Origin of the sequence: Paenibacillus sacheonensis, from assembly GCF_009909195.1 — a bacterium.
Lineage (GTDB): Bacteria > Bacillota > Bacilli > Paenibacillales > Paenibacillaceae > Paenibacillus_Z > Paenibacillus_Z sacheonensis.
Genome location: NZ_JAAAMU010000033.1, coordinates 1 through 21,538 on the forward strand (window position 1 = coordinate 1; position 21,538 = coordinate 21,538).

The following is a 21,538-nucleotide window of genomic DNA, read 5'->3' on the forward strand; positions in this document are numbered from 1 at the left end:
AGGCCTCGGTCATGCGACCGAGGCCTTCTCTATTTATTAACGTCTAGCGCCTAGACATCATTCGCTTCACCATCATTAGCTTGCATGTCCTGCGCTATTTTACCAACGAAGCTCCGGCAACGGCAGGAATGTCATCGCGATCGGTAGATTGCTTCCTCCCGCAAGGGTGAAGACGAAATCCACCGACTCTTCCGTATTGCCGGTCCGATAAAGCACGGCGGCTTGGGTATTATTCATAAGCGAGGCCGTCACGACCTGCCCATTGACCATAAAGGCCCCCGTGTAGATCCCGCCGCGCGGGTTGAGAGCGATCAGCGTGCGAGCCGCTACATGCGGCAGGTGAAGACGGTACAGCGTACCGAAATTGCCCGTATTGTATTGCAGTTCGCCGGTGGTATCGTCGATACCGTCCAGGTACTTGTCGATCGTCTTGTCGCCGAGCGTGATGCGCTGCTCCGTGTCGCCCAGCGTATCATTGATGTCGATCGTGCGGTCCGCATTGTTGAACGTGCCTCTGACATGGATGCCGTCGCGCGGCATGACCGATAGGTTCGGCAGCTCCGCGATGGGATTCTTGCCGGCCGCGACGACCACGACGTGGAATTGCAGCTCTTGCTCGCTGTAAATGTCGGCATAGGCGGAGATGACGTCGTTCAGTTTCAACGGCGTTTTCGAAATTTCGGGCAGTATCTCGATCGTTTGATGCGGACGAACCGTCATCCATCTCGGGGCGGGATTGCTGCCGATCGAGGTTAAGTAACGGGACGTCGACGCCATCGCCGTATTGCCGACGCTCGGATCGGGACCGCCGACGCCGATCGAGCTCGTATTGACGTTGACCGGCGTGCTGTTGTTGTTCGTCGCGAGCAGGTAAATCTTAACCGGATAGCCGATTTTGTTTACGTTGTGGAACATGAACCGCACCTGGCCCGTCAGCTGCGCTTCGTAAGCGATGCCCTCCTGCAGCAGCGTCTCCGGGCTGTTGCTGCGTACCATTTGGGACGGCACGGAATTAATCGTGTAGCCGATCGAAGGCATTTTCGGAACCGACGCCGGATCGATGCTGAAATTGCTGCCGACCTTCGTATTCAAGCGATAGTATTCGTCTTTGGTATACAACACTTCGCTCGTTACCGTAACGGCCTTCGTGACCGTCGAGGTCAGTCCGTGACTGTCCTGTACGACGAGCGTAACGAGCTTATCGCCAGGTTCGAAGAATACCTTGTCGTTGCCCGTGAACGTGCGCTTGACGATCGCGTTCTCGTCATCCGAGCTCAGATCGACATAGCTGATCTCCTCGCCGATGCGGTACTGCGACTTCTCGGTCGTGAAATCCGCGACCGGCGGCTGGTTCGGCAATTTAACCGTAACGGTGACGGAGTAAGGCTCGCTCCATACGCCGTTCGTATCTTCGACCTGCCTTGTTATGACGTATGTCCCCGGATCGGGGAACACGTCCATGCGGCCTTCCCATCGCTCGTCCACGAACGGCATTCCGGTCGGGTTGGTCGAATGATCGATGTAGGATACCATCGTTTGACCTGCGTAAATCTCTGTCGGATTGACCTCGAAGGCTGCAGTCGGCTTCGGCGGAATGACGACCGTCGACCATTTCAAGGTAATCGTCTTGCCGACGACCGCGATGGAGCTGTCTGCCATTTCGCCCCACGAGCGAAGCGGCACCATGAGATAGCCGTTTGAAATATAGGGTACGCCGGTCAGCTTCGTCAGCACGCCGTCCCGGTAAGCGTAGCCGCTGCCGATTTTGAATACGAGCTCATGCTTGTCGCTCTTCGCAGTCGATTGTTTCTTCTGCGCGTCATACGAGATCGCGTACCCGTAGCGGGCAGCAATGGAGCTGAACGGAAGAAACGTCCGTCCAGCGATGTTCGCTACCGGCTGCGCGGATTTGTAGGTCTTGCCGTTGTGCACCATATTAACGCTTCCCATCGTCAGTACAAGCTGATCCGTTACGATGGAAGCGGCGTTCGTAGTTATGGGATCCGCGAAACCTTCCGCAGAAGCGCGACGAGTCGCAGTGTCCGTGAAAGTCAAGAATAAGAACGATACGATCAATAACCATTTCAAAGCTTTCATGCAGTGTCTCCTCTTCTCTCTCCTTGATGCCCATGCGCGTTGCAGCGTCTGTCATGCAGGCTGTCCTTCAACCTGCCCTGACAACATTAAACGACAAAGGCAGCTTAAAAGTTGCGGAAGATTGGAAAGTGACACGGTTTCGACATATCTGGCACTCGATCAGCGGTTTACGCGCATGTTAATAAGGAAGAACGTAACCATGACGATAAACGAAGCAACCGTCACCAGCGCGAACGTCAGGCGAAGCTTCTTCTTCTTAGCCAGCCGCTCTGCATCCCGCTCCTGACGAGCGAGCGTCACCGCGCGATGCACGAACAGATACACGATGGCCAACGTGACGAAAACCATATTCGATAAGAACCATAATTGCTGCCAAAACATGAATGACCTCTCCCAACCTCAGGTTTACAACCATAACAAGTAGACTACCGGAATCGACACGAGATTGCAAACCTCGGCTATGCTATAATAGACAAAATCAAGCTGCTCTCCGCAGGCAGCCTCTAAGCGCTTCTCTCTAACCGAAAGGATGATCATAACCATGACACTAGCTGCCGATTCCATAAAAGGGACGTTCGAAGGTTTTACCCCGGATGATTTCGACGTCTTCGCTATACCAGGGCTCGAGCCGAGAATGGACGCGCTTATCGCCCGCATTCGCCCGAAGCTTCATGAGCTCGGCGACCGACTGACACCGTTCCTGACCGAACTCTGCGGCGAACCGATGTTCCCGCATGTCGCCAAGCACGCACGCCGAACGATCAATCCGCCCAACGATACGTGGATTGCCTTCGCGCCGGGAAAACGCGGCTATAAGATGTTTCCGCATTTCCAAATCGGCTTGTTCGGCTCTCACTTGTTCATTCAATTCGCGATTATCTACGAGTCCGACAACAAGACCGTATTCGCGGAGCACGCGCTTCGGCAGCTGGGCGACATTGAAGGGCATATCCCCGCGCATTACGTATGGTCGGGCAACCATATGGTGCCAGGCGGCGATACGCAGGAAGAGCTCGGCCGCGACGGTCTCGCCAAGCTGTTCGAACGGCTCCGGACCGTGAAGGCATCCGAAGCGCTCTGCGGCATCGTCATCGACCGCGAGGATCCGATTCTCCGCAATGGAGAAGCCTTCCTGGCCAAAGTAAAAGAAACGTTCCGCACCGTGCTGCCGCTGTACAAAATGTCGTTCTAACGCATCTCTTCCTTGCCTATCGCCATCGACTGCGGTCGGCGAAATCCACGATACGAAAAGCCTCGCGCCGAGTCGGCGCGAGGCTTTTTTCTGATGCCAGTAACGAATCATCCTTCGAATCATAGACCGTTCTGAAACTCTTGCTATCCTTATGCCGCGTGGTTTACGCTCGCGCTGACGCGCTGACGTTTCGATTTGCGGAAGAAGAACAGCTCGTAGATGCAAGGTACGATGATCAGCGTCAGCAGCGTCGCCGCCGCTAGCCCGCCGATAACGACGATCGCCAAGCTTTGCGAGACGATGCTTCCGCCTTCCGTGGAACCGAAGACGAGCGGGAGCATCGCGGAGATCGTCGCGATCGCCGTCATGAGAATCGGGCGGGCACGCGTCGCCGCCGCTTCGATCAACGCTTCGCGAATCGTCATCCGCTGTTCGTTCTGCTTCACGCGGTCGATCAGCACGATCGCGTTGGTGACGACGATGCCGACGAGCATCAACGCGCCGAATACGGCGGTGAAGTCCGGCGAGATGCCGGTCACGAGCAGTCCGACGACGGCGCCGATCGCCGCCAGAGGAAGCGAGCACATAATGGCCAGCGGCGCGCGCAGCGTCTTGAACGTCAGCACCATGATCAGGTAGACGATACCGATCGCGACCAGCATGATGATGCCGAGATCCGCGAAATCGGAAGATTGGTCAGCCGAAGCGCCGCCGACCGTAAACGTTACGCCCTCCGGCGTCTTGAGCGCGTTAACCTTCTTCGTGATCTCTTTGCCGACGATCGACAGCTGTTTCGGATCGACGTCCACGGCGACGCGGACGTACGGCTTGCCGTCTTTATGGTAATACACGCTGGCCTGCTCGCTCTTCACGAGCTTCGCGACCGAGGAGACGTCCACCGGACCGGAAGCCGTCATGATCGTCAATCCGTTCAGGTCGGCTTGCGATGCCGGATCTGCCGAAGGCTGCAGCACGACGTTCGTCACGCGATTGTCGATCGTAATCGAACCGAGCGGAATCGGGTTCAACAGGCCTTGCAGCTGGGAAGCGACTTCCTGGCCGTTCGATTTCGAAGGATCCAGCTGGAACGTGTAGACCGGTTTCTTCTCTTCCTGGTTCGTTTTCACTTTCAGGACATCCTTGACCGGCTTGATCGCAGCTACGACTTGGTCGGCGCCATTGGCAATCGCGTCGAGGTCGTCTCCCGTTACGTCGACGATGACCTGCGTTCCGCCGGAGCCGCTCATGAAGTCCATTGCCCCGGCGTTCAGATCCGCGCCCTTGAATGCAGAACGCTGTCCTTGCACGTCCGCGATCACTTTCTCGGCATCCGCGCCTTTTTTCATCTGCACCAGGTACGTAACGAGCGTTGGCGAGGACACCTCGCCGTATTGCGCCCCGTCGGAGCTGTTGCCGTTTTGCATCAGCACCCAGTCGATGTCGGAGCTCTTCGTCAGGAACGCTTCCAGCTTGCGGCCGCCTTCGACGACTGCATCATGCGGCGTCTCGCTCGGATACTCGAGCGAAATATTCAGGTTGGCCGCATTCGACGAATCGATTGCCCCCTTCGGCATCGACATGTATGCGCCGACGGAGCCGATCAGCAGGACGACGGCGATGACGAGCGGCACCCATTTGTGCGCCAAGCACCAGCCCAGGAAATTCGAGAACCGTTTCGATCCTTCGTGTTCTTTCATCTTCGTATTGCGCAGCAGCACCGCGCTGAGGAGCGGCACGACGGTCAAAGCGACCAGCAGCGACGACAGCAGCGAGTAGGTCACCGTCAATGCGAACGGCAGCAGGAACGCCTGCAGCGAACCGCGCAGCAGTCCCATCGGCAGGAATACCGCGACCGTAACCAGCGTGGAAGACGTGATGGCCGTGGCCACTTCCTTGGTCGCGTCCACGATCAAGCCGACCGAGAACGTTTCTTTCTGCAGCCTGCGGTAGATGTTCTCGATGACGACGATGCTGTCGTCCACGAGACGTCCGACCGCGACCGCGACGCCGCCGAGCGTTATGATGTTCAGCGTCACGCCGGACATTTGCAGCAAGTACAGCGTAATGCCCAAGGAAAGCGGGATCGACACGATCGTAACCAGCGTCGCCCGAATGTTGCGCATGAAGAGCAGGATGACGATCGTCGCGAACAGCGCGCCCATTAATACTTCGCGAAGCATGGAGTTAACGGAATGCACGACTTGTTCCGACGTGCTCGACAGCACTTTGATGTCGACGCCTTTCATGTCCTTGTTCAAGCGCTCAACCGTATCTTGCACGGCATCGCCCACCTTCACGGCATTGGCGTTGGCCGTTTTGGAAATCGTCAGCATCAGCACGTTCTTGCCGTTCAGGCTGCTGATGCTCTCTTGCTGGTTCTCCAGCTTCACTTCGGCTACGTCGCCAAGCGCGACGCCCTCCGCGACCGGCAGCTTGCGAAGCGTATCCAGATCGCCGACATTCGCTTCGACGATAATATTGCCGGAAGCGCCGTCGATCGTTTTCTCGCCGATGGAAGCCGAGACGCTCCGGCCTTGCAGCACGCCCATCAGCGTTTGGTAAGGCAATTTTTTCGCTTCGAGCTTCGCTTTATCCGGAATGATCGAGATGCTCGGGGTCGATTTGCCGCCAAGGGATACTTGACCCGCGCCGTCGACTTTCTTGAACGCGTTGATCAATTCCTTCTCCGCTTGTTCCCGGTCGGCTTCGTTCACGCCGTCAAGTCCGACGGATACCCACGAGATCGGAATCATCGAGGTATTAAACTGCACGACGTAAGGCGCCATGACGCGTTCAGGCAATTGCACGGCGCGGACGGCCGTTTCGACCTCGGCCTTCGCCTCTTTCATATTCGTCTTGGAATCGAACGCCAAATCGATCTTGGAAAATCCGTTGCCGGACGACGAGGTCATCAGGCTTTTGCCTTTGACGAACTGCAGCGCGTCCTCCAGCTTATTCGTCACTTCGGTTTCCATGGATTTGGCATCGTAACCCGGTCCGATCGCAGCGACCGTAACCATCGGGTTGTCCGCCTCCGGAAGAAACTCCATCGGGAGCCTGAAGTAACTAATTACCCCCATCGCCAGCGCCATCAGCACGACGAGCTTCATTGCGGCTTTGTTATTGAAAGCCCATTTCGTAATCCACTGCATTCTAATTCCATTCTCCCTTCGACCTATGGTTCTCCTAGGAACTCCTGGATAAAGTCTACCTTTTTCCAGGGGATATCCGTAAACGTCTGCAGACCAGTCTTTATCCCCGACCTAAGACGGAGGCGGAACCGCGTCCGGCGATGTACGCGATTGCTGTTTCCGCGTAGCCCATGCATAAAATCCGGACGATTTTGGAACGCTGTTAACCAAGCGCAAGCTGGAAAGGAAGGGATGTTATGCCAGCGCCGATATTTTCGAATATAGACGCGAATTTCGCTTATATCCGCTCCCGATTCTATCCGTGTTCGGATCTGACGATGCTCCAATGGAATTACGGTCCCCAGCATAAACTGCGGGCACTGTCGGTCTACTTCGATACGCTCGTGCTCGACAAGCGCACCAACTACTTCCGTCAGACGCTGCAGGATCTCGTCCCCCATCGGGTCGCCGACGGCAGCGAAGTGACGCTGGATATGATCGTTCGCTTATTCCGCCAACATATGACGACGGAAGAATCCGGCACGCTCGTCGACTCGCTGGAGCAGGCCGTGGACTTTATTCTCAGCGGCTGCCTGGTCATCTTCATCGACGGCTGGGATCATGCGATCTGTTACCGGACCGGCAGATTCGAGACGCGGCAGGTGAGCGAGCCCGTTACCGAACCCGTCGTTCAAGGCCCGCGGGAATCCACCGTCGAGAACATCAAGAAAAATATCGGCATGATCCGTACCCGCATCCATAGCTCGAACGTCAAATTCAACTTCATGCAAACCGGCGGAGAAGCGCGGACGACCATCGCTTTCGGTTATATGGAGGGAATCGTGGACCCGGCGACGCTCGATGCCTTCTTGACCCGTCTGGGCCAGCTGCCCGACGGCGACGTGCTGGAGACGAGCTTCATCGAGGATATCCTGGAAGAACGCACCTGGACGCCGTTCCCGCAATTCCGGTACACGGAACGCACCGATGTCGCCGCCGCCTCCCTGCTGAACGGCAAAATCATCGTGCTTGTCGAAGGCACCGGCAGTATTCTCATCTGCCCCGCGACCTTCTTCGAGCTGATGCAATCGAGCGAGGACTTCTACCAGCGTACCCTGATGTCCAATTTCATCCGCATTTTGAGGTTCGCCGCTTTCATGATCGCGCTCGGCCTGCCGAGCTTGTATATCGCCATCTCAACGTTCCATGCGGAATTGATCCCGACCGTCCTGCTGCTTGCCGTCGTGGATTCCAGGGAAGGCATTCCCTTCCCCGCGTTCGCCGAAGCCATCATCATGGTCTTTATTTTCGAGATTCTCCGGGAAGCCGGCATCCGGCTGCCGCGCCCCGTCGGCTCGGCCGTCAGCATCGTCGGCGCGCTCGTCATCGGGGAGGCCTCCATCAACGCAGGCATCGTATCCCCGATCATGGTCGTATGCATCGCGCTGACCGGGATCGCGTCGTTCGCCCTGCCGCAGTACAATTTGGCCGTTTCGCTGCGCCTGCTTCAACTGCCGCTCATGATTTTGGCATCCACGCTGGGCATTTTCGGCCTCATGATCGGCTTCTTCCTGATGTGGATCCATTTGATCAGCCTCAAGTCGCTTGGCGTGCCTTACCTGAAGCCGCTTGCGCCATGGACGATCGGCGAATTGCAAAATACGGTATACCGGAAACCGTTGAAGACTTTAATGAAGTCAAACAGACGGAAGGGCCCGCAGTTGAAAGGGAAATCCTAACGAACGGAAGGCATGGTGGTGCGCATGGCAACGAAGCGGATTCGCGCGGCGGCTTTGCTGGCAGTCCTGCTGCTGTGCAGTCTCTGCGTCTCGGGCTGCGGCGACCGGGCAGAACTGCCGGACAAAGCCTTCGTCATGGGCGTCGGCATCGACGATGCCGGGGACGGCGAGGTGCTGGTCACGTTCCAGGTGTACAAGCCGTCCCAATCGGTCGCCGCCAAAGGCAAGCCCGGCAAGCCTTACATTAATATCCGAACCAAGGGCAAGTCCGTCATGGAAGCGGTTCGCGACATTACGATCCATCTCGGACGCAAGGCGCAGTTCAGCCATATGCGGGTCATCCTGATCAGCGAGCGGCTCGCGCGCAGAATCCCCATCACGCTGCTGCTCGATATGTTCTATCGCGACAACGAGCCCCGCCTCACCAGCACGGTGATGATCACGAAGGGCCGCGCGACGGACTATTTCGACAAAGTGCCGTTTATCGAGAATACGATCAGCCAGCAGTATTATTTGAGCGAGAAATCCGAGCAATATTACAGCGGGAAGACGGTCGGCACGACGCTGCTCACCCTGGCCCTGCAGCTGCGCAGCGAATCGGCGATCGGAGCGGTTCCCTACCTTGCCCTGAGCGGAAAGGATACCGGTACAGAGCCCGGCGTCTCCGGATTGATGCTCGTCCAGAACGGCATCGTGACGACCAAGTATTCCGGGCAGCAAACGGAAGGGCTGTTGAGGCTGCTCGGGCATGACAATAACGGCATCGTCGAAATTCCGTGCCGGGCCGGCAAGCCGCGTGAAGACGAAGAGAACGGAGACGAAGGATCGAACATGACGGACGCGGGAGGCGACCAGAACACGGCTGCCAAGCGCCTGAACGAATCCGCCGAATTACTTCGCTTCTCGAGCACTCGGACACTCGAACTGAGCGGCGGCGAAGTAAAAGCGCACTTTCGCGTCCATGCGGCAGTCGCGACGCTCGAGCTCTCCTGCACGAAGCTCGACACCGAAGCGCAAGAGACCGCCTTCGCGGATAAAATATCCGCGGAGCTCAAACGCCAGCTGCAACAGTCGATGAAGCAGCTACAGCAGAAAAAAGCCGATTTGCTCGGCATCGGCAACGATATCTACAAGCATCACCCGCGGCTTTGGAAAAAATGGAAGCCGGACTGGCCGGACAAATTCGCCGCGATGGATGCCGATTTCGAGGTCGACACCGTCATATTGACGCACGGCACGACCGCCGGCCGATCGCTGCTGGCAACCCATCCCGAATAACGGAAGTGACCGTCATGTACATTGTCATCTTGAGCCTATGCATCGTTTGCGTGATCGTCGCCGACTACAGAGAAGGCGTACGGGACGGCCCCCGCCCCTCTCGGACGAAGCTGACGTACGGGCTGCTGCTCGCGCTCGCGCTGTACCACATGGCCGACGCGACGGGACTGATTCACGTCATGACTTATTACGATACCGCGAACGCGCTGTTCGGCCCGGCGGCGGACGCGCTGTTCAAGTGGTTTAAACTGAGAGGGTAGGTGAGCGCCATGGCGAAAACAATCACGGCAAATCAAGCCGCATTGCTGCTGTTCGTTTTTATGACGAGCTCCTCGATCATCAATATCCCGGGACCGACGATTCAGTTCGCCGGAAACGCCGCTTGGATCAGCATCCTGATATCGGCCGCGATCGGCATGCTGACCGTTCTCCCGGTCATTATGCTGGCTAAGCGCCATCCCGGCCAAAACTTCATCGAGTACAGCCGAAATGTCGTCGGGGCGCCGATCACGATTCTCTTCGGCCTGCTCTTTCTTTACTATCAGACTCATATGGCCTCCGCCATCGTCCTCGATATCGCCATGTTCCTGAACAGCTCGGTGATGCGGAATACCCCCTCGTACTGGTTCATTCTCCTCTCCTTTCTTGTCGCGGCGCTGTCCGTACGTACGGGCATCGACAAAATGACGGGGCTGTTTCCCGTGCTCATGGCCAGCGTCATGCTGTTCGTGGTGTTGGTTACGCTTCTATCCATCTCGAATTATTCGTTTGGCAATCTGCTGCCCGTCTTGCCCAATGGCGCAAAGCCGCTCCTGCAAGGCGTCTACACCACGTACGGCTTTCCATATTGCGAGGTCGTGCTGTTCTCCATGATCCTGTGCTACGTAAAGGCCTTCGGGAAGAGATTCGAGTTCAAAGCGCTGCAGGCCGTGCTAGCCAATGCGCTTTCGCTTTCAGGCGCGACGGTCGTCACGATCCTCGTCTTCGGTCCGATTGCCGGAGACCGGAAATACTCGTTGTTCGAAGTCGCCCGCACCGTCAACATCATCGACGTCTTCTCCCGGATGGAAGCGCTGATCGGCTATTCGCTTATTCTGGCTTCATTTATGAAAACGACGATCGTGCTCTTCACGGCCCACCAAACCCTCATGCATCTGCTCAAGCTGAAGCAGGACCGTATGCTCATCTTCCCGCTTGCTTTGTTCATGGCGGCCATTTCGCTGGCTGCGGCGACCCGCGGCGAGACCAAGTGGCATTACGAGGTGTCCGCCATCCACCCCTTGTGGGGCTTCTCGTTCGCGCTCCTGCCCCTCCTGATCGTCTTTGCCGTAGACTTGATGAGAGGCAAGAAGGATGACGCCCAGCCGCCGCAAGCCGCGAATGGGCAGGCGAATAAGGAGCAAGGTGATTCGGGGCAAGCGAGTAAGGCGCCGTCGAATGCAAAGCAATCGGATACGCAGCAATCGAGTACAGAGCAATCGGATGCCCAGCCATCGAGTACAGAGCAATCGGATGCCCAGCCATCGAATGCATCGCAGGGCAATTCACCGCAGGCGAATGCATCGCTGTCGAATTCGATGCAAGCGCCTCAAGCGAACGCGCCGCAAGGGAATTCGTCGAAAGCATAAGCGATGTACCGGCTGCGAACAGCCATGCGAAAGTCGCCTTCAAAAAGGGCGAATTTCAAGAATAAAATGAGTGATTACTCACTTCTATTTTCGGGTATTATCGCGTATAATAATTGTGAGTAATCACTCATTATTTTGAAAGGCGTGATTCCCTTGTCTATGACTCCTCCCTCATCATCATCATCTTCTTCTTCTGAGCCGGTGGTCGACGTACGGAACGTGACGCGCCGCTTCGGAAGCCGGACCGTGCTGGACGATATCTCGCTCCAAGTGGAACGCGGCGAATTGTTCGGCCTGCTCGGACCGTCGGGCTCCGGCAAGACGACGCTGATCAAGCTCATGACCGGCATCGACAAAGCCGACGGCGGCACCGTTCGCATGCTTGGCGAGCGGATGCCGAAGCTCGCCATGCTGCAGCGGTTCGGTTACATGGCGCAGTCCGATGCGCTCTATTACGAACTGACGGCCAAGGAAAACCTGAGCTTCTTCGCGGCGCTGTACGGCTTGAAGGGCGAACGGCTGCATAAGCGCATGCAGGCTGCCATGGCCGTCGTCGACTTGGAAGACCATTTGAACAAAACCGTCTCCGCCTACTCCGGCGGCATGAAGCGGAGGCTGTCGCTCGCGATCGCGCTGCTCCACGAGCCGGAGCTGCTCGTCCTAGACGAGCCGACCGTCGGCATCGACCCCGTGCTTCGGCAGTCCATCTGGCAGGAGCTCGAAGCGCTGCGGGAGCGAGGGACGACCATCATTCTGACGACGCATGTCATGGACGAAGCGGAGAAATGCGGCCGGCTCGGCCTGATCCGCGACGGAAAGCTGACCGCCACCGGATCGCCCGAGGAGATCAAACGGCAGAGCCATACGCAGACGATCGAGGAAGCGTTCATCGCGCTCGGAGGAGGTGTCCGCTCATGAGAATTCGCGCGCTCGCCATCCGGATTATCCGTCAATTCGTTCGCGACAAGCGGACGCTGGCGCTCTTGTTTCTCGCCCCGCTGCTCATTCTCGGCTTGATGAAGCTCGTGTTCAACGGCAACGCGGTCGAACCGGATATCGGCCTCATTCAAGCTCCTTCCGCCGCGATCGCCGAGCAATTGGATAAGGCCGGCGCGACCGTCAAGGCCTATGAGCAGGCGCAGGACGCCGAACAGGCGCTGCGCGAGCGGAAGCTGGACGCGTACCTAACGTTCGCGGACGGCAAACCGGCTCTGCGCCTGGAGGGCAGCGATCCCTCCATGAACCAGTCGGTCCTGCTGCTGCTGCAGCGCACGATGAACGCCGGCGCGCAGGCCGTTCAGCCCGAAGTGACGTACTTGCACGGAACGGACGACATGGCCTCTTTCGATTTCTACGGCCCGGTTCTCATCGGTTTCTTCTCGTTCTTCTTCGTCTTTATGCTGGCCGGCGTTTCCTTCCTTCGGGAGCGTACGAGCGGCACGCTGGAACGGCTGCTCGCGACGCCGATCCGCCGGACCGAGATTGTGTTCGGCTACTTGTCGGGCTTCGGACTGTTCACGCTCCTGCAGGCCGCATTGATCGCCTGGTTCTCGATCGACGTGCTCGGCCTTTATATGGACGGAACGATCTGGTACGTCCTCTTGATGAATCTGCTGTTGTCGCTTACGGCATTGACGCTTGGCACGCTCCTGTCGTCATTCGCAAGCAACGAGTTCCAGATTATTCAATTCATTCCGATCGTCATCGTGCCGCAGGTGTTCTTCTCGGGCCTGTTCAATCTGAACGCCATGACGCCGTGGCTGCAGCATCTCAGCCGCGTCATGCCGCTTTACTACGGCGCGGACGCGATGCGCAGCATCATGATTCGGGGCGAGGGCTGGTCCGCGATCGACACCGACGTGTACGTGCTGATCGGCTTCTCCGCCGTTTTCGCGCTGCTGAACGTCATCGCGCTCAAAAAGCACCGCGCCATTTAAAAGCAGCGGCGGCTGTGCTAGGATAGGGGCTATATGACAAGATTGGATGCGCATTAAGGAGTTGGCGTCATGAGCGACACGAAGGAAGAATGGATCGAAGAACTGCTGCGGGGCGACGAGGAAGGCCGCAAGATGACGGAGAAACAGTCGCGGATCGTCCAAGCGGCCATTGAAGTATTCGCCGAAAAAGGCTATGCCGCCTCCTCCACCAACGAGATCGCCCAGCGCGCCGGCGTGGCGGAGGGAACGATTTTCCGCCACTACAAGACGAAGAAGGAGCTGCTGCTCGGCATCGTGGCGCCCGCCATGACGAAGCTGATTACGCCGTTCGTGCTTCGCGGCTTCAATAATGTGCTCGATTCGGAATACGACAGCTACGACCAGGTGCTGCGCGCAATGATCGAGAACCGGATCGAATTTCTGCGGAAGAACCGGAACGTCCTGAAGATTCTGATGCAGGAAATTCCGTTTCATCCGGAGATGCAGGAACGGTTCCAACGGGAGGTCCTCGGTGTCGTCCTGGAACGTTTGAAGCGAATCGTGGCCAAGTTCCAGACGAACGGCCACATGGCCGAGCTGCCCTCGGCGACCGTCGTACGGCTCAGCATATCCGCGATCATGGGCTATATTGCCGTTCGTACCTTCTACGGCGAACGGGAGGATGCCGTCTGGGATGATGAAAGGGAGCGCGAAGATACGATCGCGTTCGTCATGCGCGGCTTGGGGTTGACGCGTTAGGCATGAAAAGCCTTGCATGGCCTACGCCGTGCAAGGCTTCTTCGATGTCTTCCTTTTACCGCTGCGGCGGGGCCAACAGCTTATCCTCCCTATCGAGTACCGTACCCGCTTGCGATACCCGTTTGGTCGGCAATCATGCCCGGCGAACGTATTGATGGAAGAAACACCGCGCAAGCTAGGCGGACAACATGCAAAAAGAAGCTTCGCTTCGGCCAAGGCCGTGCGAAGCTTCTTTTTGCAGGATCGATAACGGTCAGCGATTCAAACAGAGGCCGACGTCTTCATGGCGTCCCGCTCGCGGTCCAAGGCGCGGAAGCGGAACAGGAACGCAAGCGCCGCGACGGAGAGTATCCCTCCTGCCACGTATGGCAGCGTCAGATGGACGGAAGCCAGTCCAGCGCCGACGAGCGGACCGATAATGCGGCCGAGGCTGTCCATCGAAGAGCTGAGGCCCGATGCCACGCCCTGGCCGACCGTCGTTCGTTGCGTAATCAACGACGTCACGCATGGACGAATCAAGGAGTTGCCGATGCCGAAGATCGCCAGGTACACCGTGGCCGTCGACAACGAATGCGCGCTCACGAGCAGCAGGAAGCCAATTGCCGATATGACCAGACCCGCCGCGATATACGCCGGCTCTTGGCCCTTGCGGATCCTCCGGCGAACGATGCCGCCCTGGACTAGAGCGCCGACCAAGCCGCATATCAGGAACATGAAGCCGACCTGAAGCGGCGTGACGTCGAACCTCTGAATGCCGAACACCTGCAGCGTCGCCTCCAGGCCGGCCAGCGACAAGGAGACGAACAATGCGAGTACGTAGAGATATTTCAGGGAGCCGGTGAATGCGCTCCATCTCGAAGGCTTGCGTTCATGCGCGCCCCGGCGCTTGTCCGGCGTCAACGACTCCGGCAGCTTCATGACGGCAATGAAGAACGTGACGAGCGCAAGCGCGGCAGCCGCGAAGAATGGCGTGTTCTGCGATACAAGGCTAAGCAGGCCGCCGAAGCCGGGGCCGATCGTGAAGCCAAGCCCGATGGACATGCCGACGAGTCCCATGCCTTTCGTGCGCTGCTCCGGCGGCGTGATGTCCGCCACGTAAGCGACGATAACGGACGTGACCGCGCCGGAGAATAATCCGCCTAGCACGCGCGATGCGTACATAATCGCCAGGCTCCCGTCCGCGATGCCGAACACCAGGAAGCTTGCGGCAAAGCCGAGCACGCCGATCAGGATGACGGGCCGGCGTCCGATTCGGTCCGACAATCCGCCCCAAAGGGGCGAGATGATAAATGAGATGAGCGAATATAGGGAAAGCATCATTCCCGTGTGAAATCCTACCGATTCCGGGCTTGTTTCTTTGATGAGCTCCGGCAATACCGGGATGATGATTCCGAATCCGATAAAAGTCGTTATCAGCATGACCATAACAATGCCCAAACGTCTGTCTTTGTTCATGTTGTTCCCTCCACTCCAATCATCGTACCACATCTGTTCGATGTCTGGTTATGAACAAATGAAGAACAAACAGGAGCAGCAGGACGGCGCCGCTGACGAGAAACGGGGAATGCGGACCGAGCTTATCCCACAGCTTTCCGGATGCAATGCTGCCGAATACCATGCCGAGTCCCTCGATCGTCAGGAAGAAGCCCCAGACGGCACCGCGTTCCGCTTTCGGTATCGCCTGCGCGATCAAGGCGTTCCAGGCCGGGATGATACAGGCATAGCCCAAGCCTACGAAGGCCACGATCAACAGCACAAGCGGCAGCGAACGCGTGTAGCCAAGCGTCGTAAGCGAGATCGCGGCCGTAATGAAGCCCACATGCAGAAACCACTTGGTGCCGAAACGGTCCACCCACTTGCCCACGGGAATCAAGCCCAGTACGGTAACCGCGCCGCCAGCAACGAGGTACATGCTGTACTGCTGGGGGCTTAGGTGCAGCACGGTCCGAGCATATTGCGTCAGCACGGGCGTCAGCAGCCCTAGCGCGAAATTCTGGGTAAACATCGCGGGGTAAAGCAGCTTGCTGGCATGCAGCGATGAGCCTACTCGCGCCAAATACCGCTTGATGCGCACCATCATCGGCAAATGCTCATGTGCGGCTGCCGGAATCTTCGCGATCTCCCGGTTTTCGAGGGCGAGCGACTGTTTTCTTCCCGGCAGGAAGAACGCGACCAGCACGACGACGAGCATCATGCCGATGAGAATGCGGAACGCCGGTGCATAGGTATGTACAATGAAGAAATTGATGACGATCGGTCCGCAGCCGACGCCTGTCAGCCAGGCCATATAGACGACGCTCATGATCGTGCCGCTCGATTCATTGCCGGCCACGGTGGTCGCTCCGTTAATGACGCAAGGCCAGAGCGGCGACGTACCGATGCCGAGCAGCAAGCAGGCGGCCACGATCCAGCCGAAACTGCTCGTGAAGCTGACGATCAGCACGGATGCGCTCGTAAACAGAACGCCGAACAGCATCACGTAACGATAGCCGAAACGGTCGATGATCCAGCCAAGCGGCGATCGGAACGCATTGTCTCCAATATATTGCAGCGCGAGCGCCCAGCCGACGGCGTACGCGGTCAAATCCAGCTCCTGTCTCATATAGACAGGTAGAATAGACACAAGCAGCGCGCCCTTAACGAATTCGACCAAATACATGATAACAAGCAGCTGGACGACGAACGGCGACGACAGCACTTTTTTACCTGCCCAGCTCTTTGCGATCTCCATGTCGGTTCCCCTTCCCTGCCTATCTTCTAATTAAAGGCTACGTTCACTTAGTCTCAACAAAAATGCCGCTTGCAATCCCCCCCGATTTTGCTATACTCAACTTTGTTTGTAACAATCCAACATGAAAGGCTGGGATGAAGCAATGGATCATACCCGGACCCCGCTGTTCACCGCTCTGAGGGAACATGCGGCAAAAGACCCCGTGCAATTCCACATTCCCGGACATAAGAAGGGTATTGGCAGCGATCCCGAATTCCGCGAATTTATCGGCGACAATGCCTTGTCGATCGATCTGATTAATATAGCGCCGCTGGACGATCTGCATCAGCCCACCGGCGTCATTGAAGAAGCCCAGATACTGGCAGCCGATGCTTTCGGAGCTGATTATACCTTTTTTTCCGTGCAAGGGACAAGCGGAGCCATCATGACGATGATTCTAAGCGTCTGCTCACCGGGCGACAAAATCATCGTTCCGCGCAACGTGCATAAATCGATCATGTCCGCGATCATCTTCGCCGGCGCACGGCCGATCTTCATCTCGCCGGCGCGCGATGCCAGCCTCGGGATCGACCATGGGATTACGACCCGCTCCGTGCAGCGGGCGCTCGACCGTCATCACGACGCCAAAGCCGTACTGGTTATTAACCCAACTTATTACGGCGTATGCGCAGACCTGAAAGAAATCGTGGATCTGGTGCACAGCTACGATATTCCCGTGCTTGTCGACGAAGCCCATGGCGTGCTGATTCATTTCCACGAAAAGCTGCCGATGTCGGCCATGCAGGCCGGAGCCGACATGGCAGCGACGAGCGTGCACAAGCTGGGCGGTTCCATGACGCAAAGCTCGATTCTGAACGTTCGCAGCGAGCGCATCAATCAGAAGCGCGTGCAGACGATCATCAGTATGCTGACGACGACTTCAACCTCGTATATCCTGCTGGCTTCGCTCGATACGTCCCGCCGGAATTTGGCCATGAACGGCCATGATATCGCGGAGCGCGCCATACGCCTCGCCCAGCATGCGCGTAACGAGATCAACACTATGCCTGGCCTTTACTGCATCGGCGAAGAAATTCTCGGTACCGAAGCAACTTACGACTACGATCCGACCAAGCTGACGATTCACGTGCGACACCTCGGCATTACGGGCTACGAGACGGAGAACTGGCTGCGCGAGCACTATAACATCGAGGTCGAGCTCAGCGATATGTACAATATTTTGGCGCTCGTAACGCCGGGCGATACGGATGATTCCGTCAGCAAGCTTCTCGTCGCGCTGCGGGATCTGGCCGAACAGCATCAAGTGAACGAAGCAAACGAGCTGATCGTCAAAATCCCGGAGATCCCGCATCTCTCGCTGACGCCGCGCGACGCCTTCTACGCCGATACCGAAGTCGTGCCGTTCAAGGAATCCGCCGGCCGTATCATCGCGGAGTTCATCTACGTCTATCCGCCGGGCATTCCCATCCTGCTGCCAGGCGAGGTCATCTCGCAGGTGAACATCGATTATATCGTCGATCACGTCGAAGTAGGGCTTCCGGTGAAGGGTCCTGAAGACCGCAGCATTCAGTTCGTCAAAGTCATCGTCGAAGAAGAGGCCATTTCATAGACCCGCTCCGACCCACGAAAACCGATTACGGCTCGCAATTGAGCCGAATCGGTTTTTTGTTTTGCCATTCGCTTTGCCTGCCTATTCAATTTCCTCACCTGCGATGGCATAGACTTGTCCTCCACCGGCCAAGACTGGTCCACTGGCGGCTGCCGAGGTATTCGGCCCGAATACCTCGTACTTACCGATTATTGTCAATCGTTAGGCGGAATGCTATGATGTTGGAGGGGGTGGGCGATTATGAGTCAAAGCGCTTACATTAAATTCGTGCAAGGTTCCGCGGTCGAAGCTCTCAGCCTCTCGGAGGTCAAGGAACGGCTCGGCCGTTACAAGGAGCAAACCTCGCTGACCGGGCAGCAATTGGACTGGGATTATGCCGAAGCCGCTTTTCCGTATACCGTGGAGGTTAAAGCGGGCGAAGAGGATCGCTGGTTCTATCTGAAAGGAACGACGCCGCAGTACAACTATATTCTATTCGGAGTCGGTTCGGAGACGGAAGGCGAGAAAACCGTTTCCCACATCCAAGTGGTACTGCCCGATACCGCAACCCACGGCGATAAATCCAAAGCGAACGAACTATGCAAGTATATGGCAAAACAATTGCTGGCCGAGCTGAAGATGTTCAACGGACGGACGATCTATTACAACCCGCGCAAATAATGCCCGTCCGTCATTTCGCTGAAACGATAAAAAAACTCCGCTGCCGGACCGGCAGCGGAGTTTTCGTCGTATCTTATTCGCCTTCGTTCTCGCGCTTCGCGATTTCTTCGTAAATCGCCGTCACGCGCTCCCATTCTGCATCGTCTTCGATACCGACCAGGAAAGCTTCGCCGTCTTCTTCTTCGATACGGAAAATAACGCCGTCAGCTTCAGGATCATTGCGATCAAGCAGCACGGAATAGACTTGTTCTTCGGATTCAAACGTAAATACCATCACCATTTCACGCTCGGTGCCTTCCTCGTCCGTGACAAGGAAAACATGCTCTTCATGGTCATGATCGTGGTTGCAATTCTCATCATGTACGTGGTCGCTCATTGTAAACCCTCATTTCCATTTCAATAGATACGTTTCCTTCGTATCGTAACATGGAACATGTTTCGGGTCAAACGAAAGCGCTCCTGCCGAAAAGGCAGGAGCAAGGCGGTTCGTTTAAGGAGCTTTGGCCGTAATCGTCTTCTGCGAGACCAGCTTCCAGTCGTCGCCCGAAGCGAGTTTCATATAGAAATTAATCGTGTATTTCCCGGCCGTATCGAAGCTGTACGTGTAATCGTCCGTCCGATACCAGAAGTTATCCTTGTCGACGGAGACGTTCTTGGATTGAATGACCTGCTCGATTCCGCTCGGATCCGCGATCGTCACCTTCACGGCGGAAATATCGGTTAAGAGATTATCGATTTGGGCGAATACTTTGAATGAAATCTTATTGCCCTTCACGACATTCCCGAAAATCGTCGTGTCCTGGAACAGGAACATATGCACGTTCGGTTTATAGATCGTTACTTTCTTCGTGCTCTCGTCCCAGAATACGAGCGACTGGAGCGTATTGGCTACTTGTCGAACCGATAAGTAGGTTTTGCCATCGGTAAATATTCCTGCGTCATCCAACTCCCCGCCATTGACGATGACCCGGACCTTCTGCGACGCCGAATCCGCGAAGAGCATCGTACCGCCCCACAGCGACAAGACAAGCGTTGCAATCAGAAGCTTTCTGAACCTCATGGTAGTAGTACCTCCGTCCATTAATCTGGATGTTTGGTTATACTCGCCAAGTCGTCCAAAGTTGCGCCAATTCGAAAAAAATTTTCCTCTTGCCAACCCTGTCGCTTTATGTTGAAAACTGCGCTTGCCTGGGAAATAATAAACATTCCCTGCATGGAGCAGACTTAGACGAATGTCCTCGTCAATATGCACGGAACCCCTTTGCCTACCGCTCCCGGCTGCTTCATGCTTTCGTAATAACGCATCCCGCGCGCGCAAGGGGTTTTGCATACCGCGCATGTATCCGAGAGCACCAGCTTGAGTACTGCCTGCTTACGGTCCGAAGCCGATTTCTTCTTCTTAACGACCTTGCCTTTGCTCGGAGCTTTTCCTGGAGCCATTTTCCGCACCTGCCCATCTATGATCCGTTCCTTGCTATCGTATGATGGACCGTTCAAGACGTGCCTGGCCTACGGAACGCAGTCAGGAAATAGTTTTTCTTTCCATTTCCGACGAGAGATGATAAATTGAAAAGTATCGTAAAACCTTGGGGAGGATGTCCACTTGGATATTCAAATGCTCGGAACGGGCAGCGCATTCGCCAAAACCTACTTTAATACGAACGCGCTGATCTACTCAGGTAACCATACGCTTCTACTGGACTGCGGAATTACGGCTCCGCTCTCCTTATATAGGCTCGGCAAGCCGATGCGCGACATCGATGCCCTGCTCGTCAGCCACATCCACGCCGACCATATCGGAGGCATGGAAGAGTTCGCTTTTCAAATGAAGTTCGTCTTCGAACGCAAGCCGCTGCTGTTTATTCCCGAACCGCTGGCCGCGCCCCTATGGGAGAGCTCGCTCAAGGGCGGATTGCTGCAGGACGAGTGCGCCTCGCTTGAAGACTATTTCGAGGTGCGTCTCCTACAGCCAAACGTGAAGACGACGCTGGTTCCGGGTCTAATCGTGGAACCGATCCAAACCGCGCATATTCCGAATAAAATCAGCTACTCATATCTCTTTAACGATACCTTCTTCTACTCGGCTGATTTGATCTTCAACCCCGATCTGCTGCGGGAGCTCGTCGAAGAACGCGGCGTGGAGACGATCTTCCACGACTGTCAGTTGAAACCGCCCGGTGTCGTGCATACGACGCTGGCAGAACTGCAGTCCCTTCCTTTATCGGTTCAGGAACGGATCTGGCTTATGCACTATGATGATACGAAGCCGCAGTACGAGGGCCAAACCGGCGTCATGCGGTTCGTGGAACAGCATGAGCGCTATCGGTTCTAATCAATCGTTCCGTGCTGGATGACGGACATGCCCTGCTGATGTCCGACGGCATGACAAAAGCCCGCTTAAGCAGCGGGCTTTTATTCATGTTGCGCATACGATATGTGACAGAGACAAACGGTTATATCGCCTCTGACTGAAAGCTCTGGAACGGCGGCTAGTAATTCGGCAGTTGATCTAAATTGTTCGTCGGGTCTCCGTCCGCGTCGCCGCGGATGTAGATGTCGCCGTCTCTGCCTTTAAAGGCGTTGACGCCGGCAATCGTTCCGTTCTTCACTTCCGCAAGCGCTTCTTCGTAATTCAATTCACGGCCGGACGAGGTTTTGAAGGACATCAAATCGCCGTCACCGTTTTTGCGGGCTGCAACGAACGTCTCCCGGTCCGCTCCTCCTGATTCGTCCATCGGATGATATAAGCGTTTCATTGGTGTTCCTCCTTCGAATTTGTAGATGCTTCACTAGGGTTT

The 21,538-nt window shown here is 56.4% G+C and carries 20 protein-coding genes; 11 read left to right on the forward strand and 9 right to left on the reverse strand.

Features of this window, described 5'->3' with window-relative positions:
• Positions 1 to 99 precede the first annotated feature (99 nt).
• Positions 100 to 2,097 carry a copper amine oxidase N-terminal domain-containing protein gene (locus GT003_RS31175; protein ID WP_161705424.1) on the reverse strand — a complete coding sequence of 666 codons (1,998 nt, stop codon included), beginning with the start codon at positions 2,095 to 2,097 and terminating at the stop codon, positions 100 to 102.
• A 159-nt stretch (positions 2,098 to 2,256) separates the two neighbouring features.
• Positions 2,257 to 2,478 carry a hypothetical protein gene (locus tag GT003_RS31180; protein ID WP_161705426.1) on the reverse strand — a complete coding sequence of 74 codons (222 nt, stop codon included), beginning with the start codon at positions 2,476 to 2,478 and terminating at the stop codon, positions 2,257 to 2,259.
• 160 nt (positions 2,479 to 2,638) lie between these two features.
• Between GT003_RS31180 and GT003_RS31185 the strand changes: the two genes are divergently transcribed.
• On the forward strand, positions 2,639 to 3,289 hold the full coding sequence (locus tag GT003_RS31185; RefSeq protein ID WP_161705428.1) for a YktB family protein: 651 nt from the start codon (positions 2,639 to 2,641) through the stop codon (positions 3,287 to 3,289).
• Between the two features lie 149 nt (positions 3,290 to 3,438).
• Here GT003_RS31185 and GT003_RS31190 read toward each other — a convergent pair whose 3' ends face one another.
• Positions 3,439 to 6,441 carry an efflux RND transporter permease subunit gene (locus tag GT003_RS31190; protein ID WP_161705430.1) on the reverse strand — a complete coding sequence of 1,001 codons (3,003 nt, stop codon included), beginning with the start codon at positions 6,439 to 6,441 and terminating at the stop codon, positions 3,439 to 3,441.
• Positions 6,442 to 6,677: 236 nt separating this feature from the next.
• Here GT003_RS31190 and GT003_RS31195 point away from each other — a divergent pair, with 236 nt between their 5' ends.
• From GT003_RS31195 to GT003_RS31225, 7 genes are all read left to right on the forward strand, one after another.
• Entirely contained in the window at positions 6,678 to 8,159 is a 1,482-nt protein-coding gene (locus GT003_RS31195) for a spore germination protein (RefSeq protein WP_161705432.1), read from the forward strand.
• Positions 8,160 to 8,183: 24 nt separating this feature from the next.
• Positions 8,184 to 9,437, forward strand: coding sequence for a Ger(x)C family spore germination protein (locus GT003_RS31200; RefSeq protein WP_161705434.1), 1,254 nt, complete (start codon positions 8,184 to 8,186; stop codon positions 9,435 to 9,437).
• A gap of 14 nt (positions 9,438 to 9,451) precedes the next feature.
• Entirely contained in the window at positions 9,452 to 9,697 is a 246-nt protein-coding gene (locus GT003_RS31205; protein ID WP_161705436.1) for a hypothetical protein, read from the forward strand.
• Between the two features lie 9 nt (positions 9,698 to 9,706).
• Entirely contained in the window at positions 9,707 to 11,065 is a 1,359-nt protein-coding gene (locus tag GT003_RS31210; RefSeq protein WP_161705438.1) for a GerAB/ArcD/ProY family transporter, read from the forward strand.
• A gap of 159 nt (positions 11,066 to 11,224) precedes the next feature.
• Positions 11,225 to 11,983: an ABC transporter ATP-binding protein gene (locus GT003_RS31215; protein ID WP_161705483.1), complete on the forward strand. Its 759-nt coding sequence runs from the start codon at positions 11,225 to 11,227 to the stop codon at positions 11,981 to 11,983.
• A complete protein-coding gene (locus tag GT003_RS31220; protein ID WP_161705440.1) occupies positions 11,980 to 13,002 on the forward strand; it encodes an ABC transporter permease in 1,023 nt (340 codons plus the stop codon). The genes GT003_RS31215 and GT003_RS31220 overlap by 4 nt, the downstream gene beginning before the upstream one ends.
• Positions 13,003 to 13,071: 69 nt before the next feature.
• Positions 13,072 to 13,740: a TetR/AcrR family transcriptional regulator gene (locus GT003_RS31225; protein ID WP_161705442.1), complete on the forward strand. Its 669-nt coding sequence runs from the start codon at positions 13,072 to 13,074 to the stop codon at positions 13,738 to 13,740.
• Positions 13,741 to 14,001: 261 nt separating this feature from the next.
• Here GT003_RS31225 and GT003_RS31230 read toward each other — a convergent pair whose 3' ends face one another.
• Both GT003_RS31230 and GT003_RS31235 read right to left on the reverse strand, forming a co-directional pair.
• Positions 14,002 to 15,195 carry an MFS transporter gene (locus tag GT003_RS31230; protein ID WP_161705444.1) on the reverse strand — a complete coding sequence of 398 codons (1,194 nt, stop codon included), beginning with the start codon at positions 15,193 to 15,195 and terminating at the stop codon, positions 14,002 to 14,004.
• Between the two features lie 19 nt (positions 15,196 to 15,214).
• The gene (locus GT003_RS31235) at positions 15,215 to 16,471 is read right to left on the reverse strand and encodes an MFS transporter (RefSeq protein ID WP_161705446.1); all 1,257 of its coding nucleotides are present in this window, start codon (positions 16,469 to 16,471) and stop codon (positions 15,215 to 15,217) included.
• Between the two features lie 142 nt (positions 16,472 to 16,613).
• Here GT003_RS31235 and GT003_RS31240 point away from each other — a divergent pair, with 142 nt between their 5' ends.
• Positions 16,614 to 18,080 carry an aminotransferase class I/II-fold pyridoxal phosphate-dependent enzyme gene (locus GT003_RS31240; RefSeq protein WP_161705449.1) on the forward strand — a complete coding sequence of 489 codons (1,467 nt, stop codon included), beginning with the start codon at positions 16,614 to 16,616 and terminating at the stop codon, positions 18,078 to 18,080.
• 240 nt (positions 18,081 to 18,320) lie between these two features.
• Positions 18,321 to 18,740 (forward strand): DUF1885 family protein, encoded by a 420-nt coding sequence (locus GT003_RS31245; protein ID WP_161705451.1) that lies wholly within the window; start codon positions 18,321 to 18,323, stop codon positions 18,738 to 18,740.
• A 73-nt stretch (positions 18,741 to 18,813) separates the two neighbouring features.
• On the opposite strand, the gene GT003_RS31250 is transcribed toward GT003_RS31245, so the two are convergent.
• From GT003_RS31250 to GT003_RS31260, 3 genes are all read right to left on the reverse strand, one after another.
• Positions 18,814 to 19,116, reverse strand: coding sequence for a DUF1292 domain-containing protein (locus GT003_RS31250; RefSeq protein WP_161705453.1), 303 nt, complete (start codon positions 19,114 to 19,116; stop codon positions 18,814 to 18,816).
• Positions 19,117 to 19,230: 114 nt separating this feature from the next.
• Complete coding sequence (locus tag GT003_RS31255) at positions 19,231 to 19,800, reverse strand: stalk domain-containing protein (protein ID WP_161705455.1); 570 nt, start codon at positions 19,798 to 19,800, stop codon at positions 19,231 to 19,233.
• A 164-nt stretch (positions 19,801 to 19,964) separates the two neighbouring features.
• Positions 19,965 to 20,180: a hypothetical protein gene (locus GT003_RS31260; protein ID WP_161705457.1), complete on the reverse strand. Its 216-nt coding sequence runs from the start codon at positions 20,178 to 20,180 to the stop codon at positions 19,965 to 19,967.
• Positions 20,181 to 20,355: 175 nt separating this feature from the next.
• Here GT003_RS31260 and GT003_RS31265 point away from each other — a divergent pair, with 175 nt between their 5' ends.
• A complete protein-coding gene (locus GT003_RS31265) occupies positions 20,356 to 21,072 on the forward strand; it encodes an MBL fold metallo-hydrolase (protein WP_161705485.1) in 717 nt (238 codons plus the stop codon).
• 157 nt (positions 21,073 to 21,229) lie between these two features.
• Here the strand turns inward: GT003_RS31265 and GT003_RS31270 are convergent, their stop codons facing one another.
• A complete protein-coding gene (locus tag GT003_RS31270; protein WP_239565723.1) occupies positions 21,230 to 21,496 on the reverse strand; it encodes a DUF3892 domain-containing protein in 267 nt (88 codons plus the stop codon).
• Positions 21,497 to 21,538 lie beyond the last annotated feature (42 nt).

Excerpts from the sequence above, each read along its gene's own strand:
- GT003_RS31205 (WP_161705436.1), top strand. The coding sequence starts at position 9,452 with ATGTACATTGTCATCTTGAGCCTATGCATCGTTTGCGTGATCGTCGCC.
- GT003_RS31185 (WP_161705428.1), top strand. The coding sequence starts at position 2,639 with ATGACACTAGCTGCCGATTCCATAAAAGGGACGTTCGAAGGTTTTACC.
- GT003_RS31270 (WP_239565723.1), bottom strand. The coding sequence starts at position 21,496 with ATGAAACGCTTATATCATCCGATGGACGAATCAGGAGGAGCGGACCGG.
- GT003_RS31200 (WP_161705434.1), top strand. The coding sequence starts at position 8,184 with ATGGCAACGAAGCGGATTCGCGCGGCGGCTTTGCTGGCAGTCCTGCTG.
- GT003_RS31180 (WP_161705426.1), bottom strand. The coding sequence starts at position 2,478 with ATGTTTTGGCAGCAATTATGGTTCTTATCGAATATGGTTTTCGTCACG.
- GT003_RS31210 (WP_161705438.1), top strand. The coding sequence starts at position 9,707 with ATGGCGAAAACAATCACGGCAAATCAAGCCGCATTGCTGCTGTTCGTT.
- GT003_RS31195 (WP_161705432.1), top strand. The coding sequence starts at position 6,678 with ATGCCAGCGCCGATATTTTCGAATATAGACGCGAATTTCGCTTATATC.
- GT003_RS31220 (WP_161705440.1), top strand. The coding sequence starts at position 11,980 with ATGAGAATTCGCGCGCTCGCCATCCGGATTATCCGTCAATTCGTTCGC.
- GT003_RS31260 (WP_161705457.1), bottom strand. The coding sequence starts at position 20,180 with ATGGCTCCAGGAAAAGCTCCGAGCAAAGGCAAGGTCGTTAAGAAGAAG.
- GT003_RS31215 (WP_161705483.1), top strand. The coding sequence starts at position 11,225 with ATGACTCCTCCCTCATCATCATCATCTTCTTCTTCTGAGCCGGTGGTC.
- GT003_RS31245 (WP_161705451.1), top strand. The coding sequence starts at position 18,321 with ATGAGTCAAAGCGCTTACATTAAATTCGTGCAAGGTTCCGCGGTCGAA.
- GT003_RS31250 (WP_161705453.1), bottom strand. The coding sequence starts at position 19,116 with ATGAGCGACCACGTACATGATGAGAATTGCAACCACGATCATGACCAT.
- GT003_RS31190 (WP_161705430.1), bottom strand. The coding sequence starts at position 6,441 with ATGCAGTGGATTACGAAATGGGCTTTCAATAACAAAGCCGCAATGAAG.
- GT003_RS31255 (WP_161705455.1), bottom strand. The coding sequence starts at position 19,800 with ATGAGGTTCAGAAAGCTTCTGATTGCAACGCTTGTCTTGTCGCTGTGG.
- GT003_RS31175 (WP_161705424.1), bottom strand. The coding sequence starts at position 2,097 with ATGAAAGCTTTGAAATGGTTATTGATCGTATCGTTCTTATTCTTGACT.
- GT003_RS31225 (WP_161705442.1), top strand. The coding sequence starts at position 13,072 with ATGAGCGACACGAAGGAAGAATGGATCGAAGAACTGCTGCGGGGCGAC.
- GT003_RS31230 (WP_161705444.1), bottom strand. The coding sequence starts at position 15,195 with ATGAACAAAGACAGACGTTTGGGCATTGTTATGGTCATGCTGATAACG.
- GT003_RS31235 (WP_161705446.1), bottom strand. The coding sequence starts at position 16,471 with ATGGAGATCGCAAAGAGCTGGGCAGGTAAAAAAGTGCTGTCGTCGCCG.
- GT003_RS31240 (WP_161705449.1), top strand. The coding sequence starts at position 16,614 with ATGGATCATACCCGGACCCCGCTGTTCACCGCTCTGAGGGAACATGCG.
- GT003_RS31265 (WP_161705485.1), top strand. The coding sequence starts at position 20,356 with ATGCTCGGAACGGGCAGCGCATTCGCCAAAACCTACTTTAATACGAAC.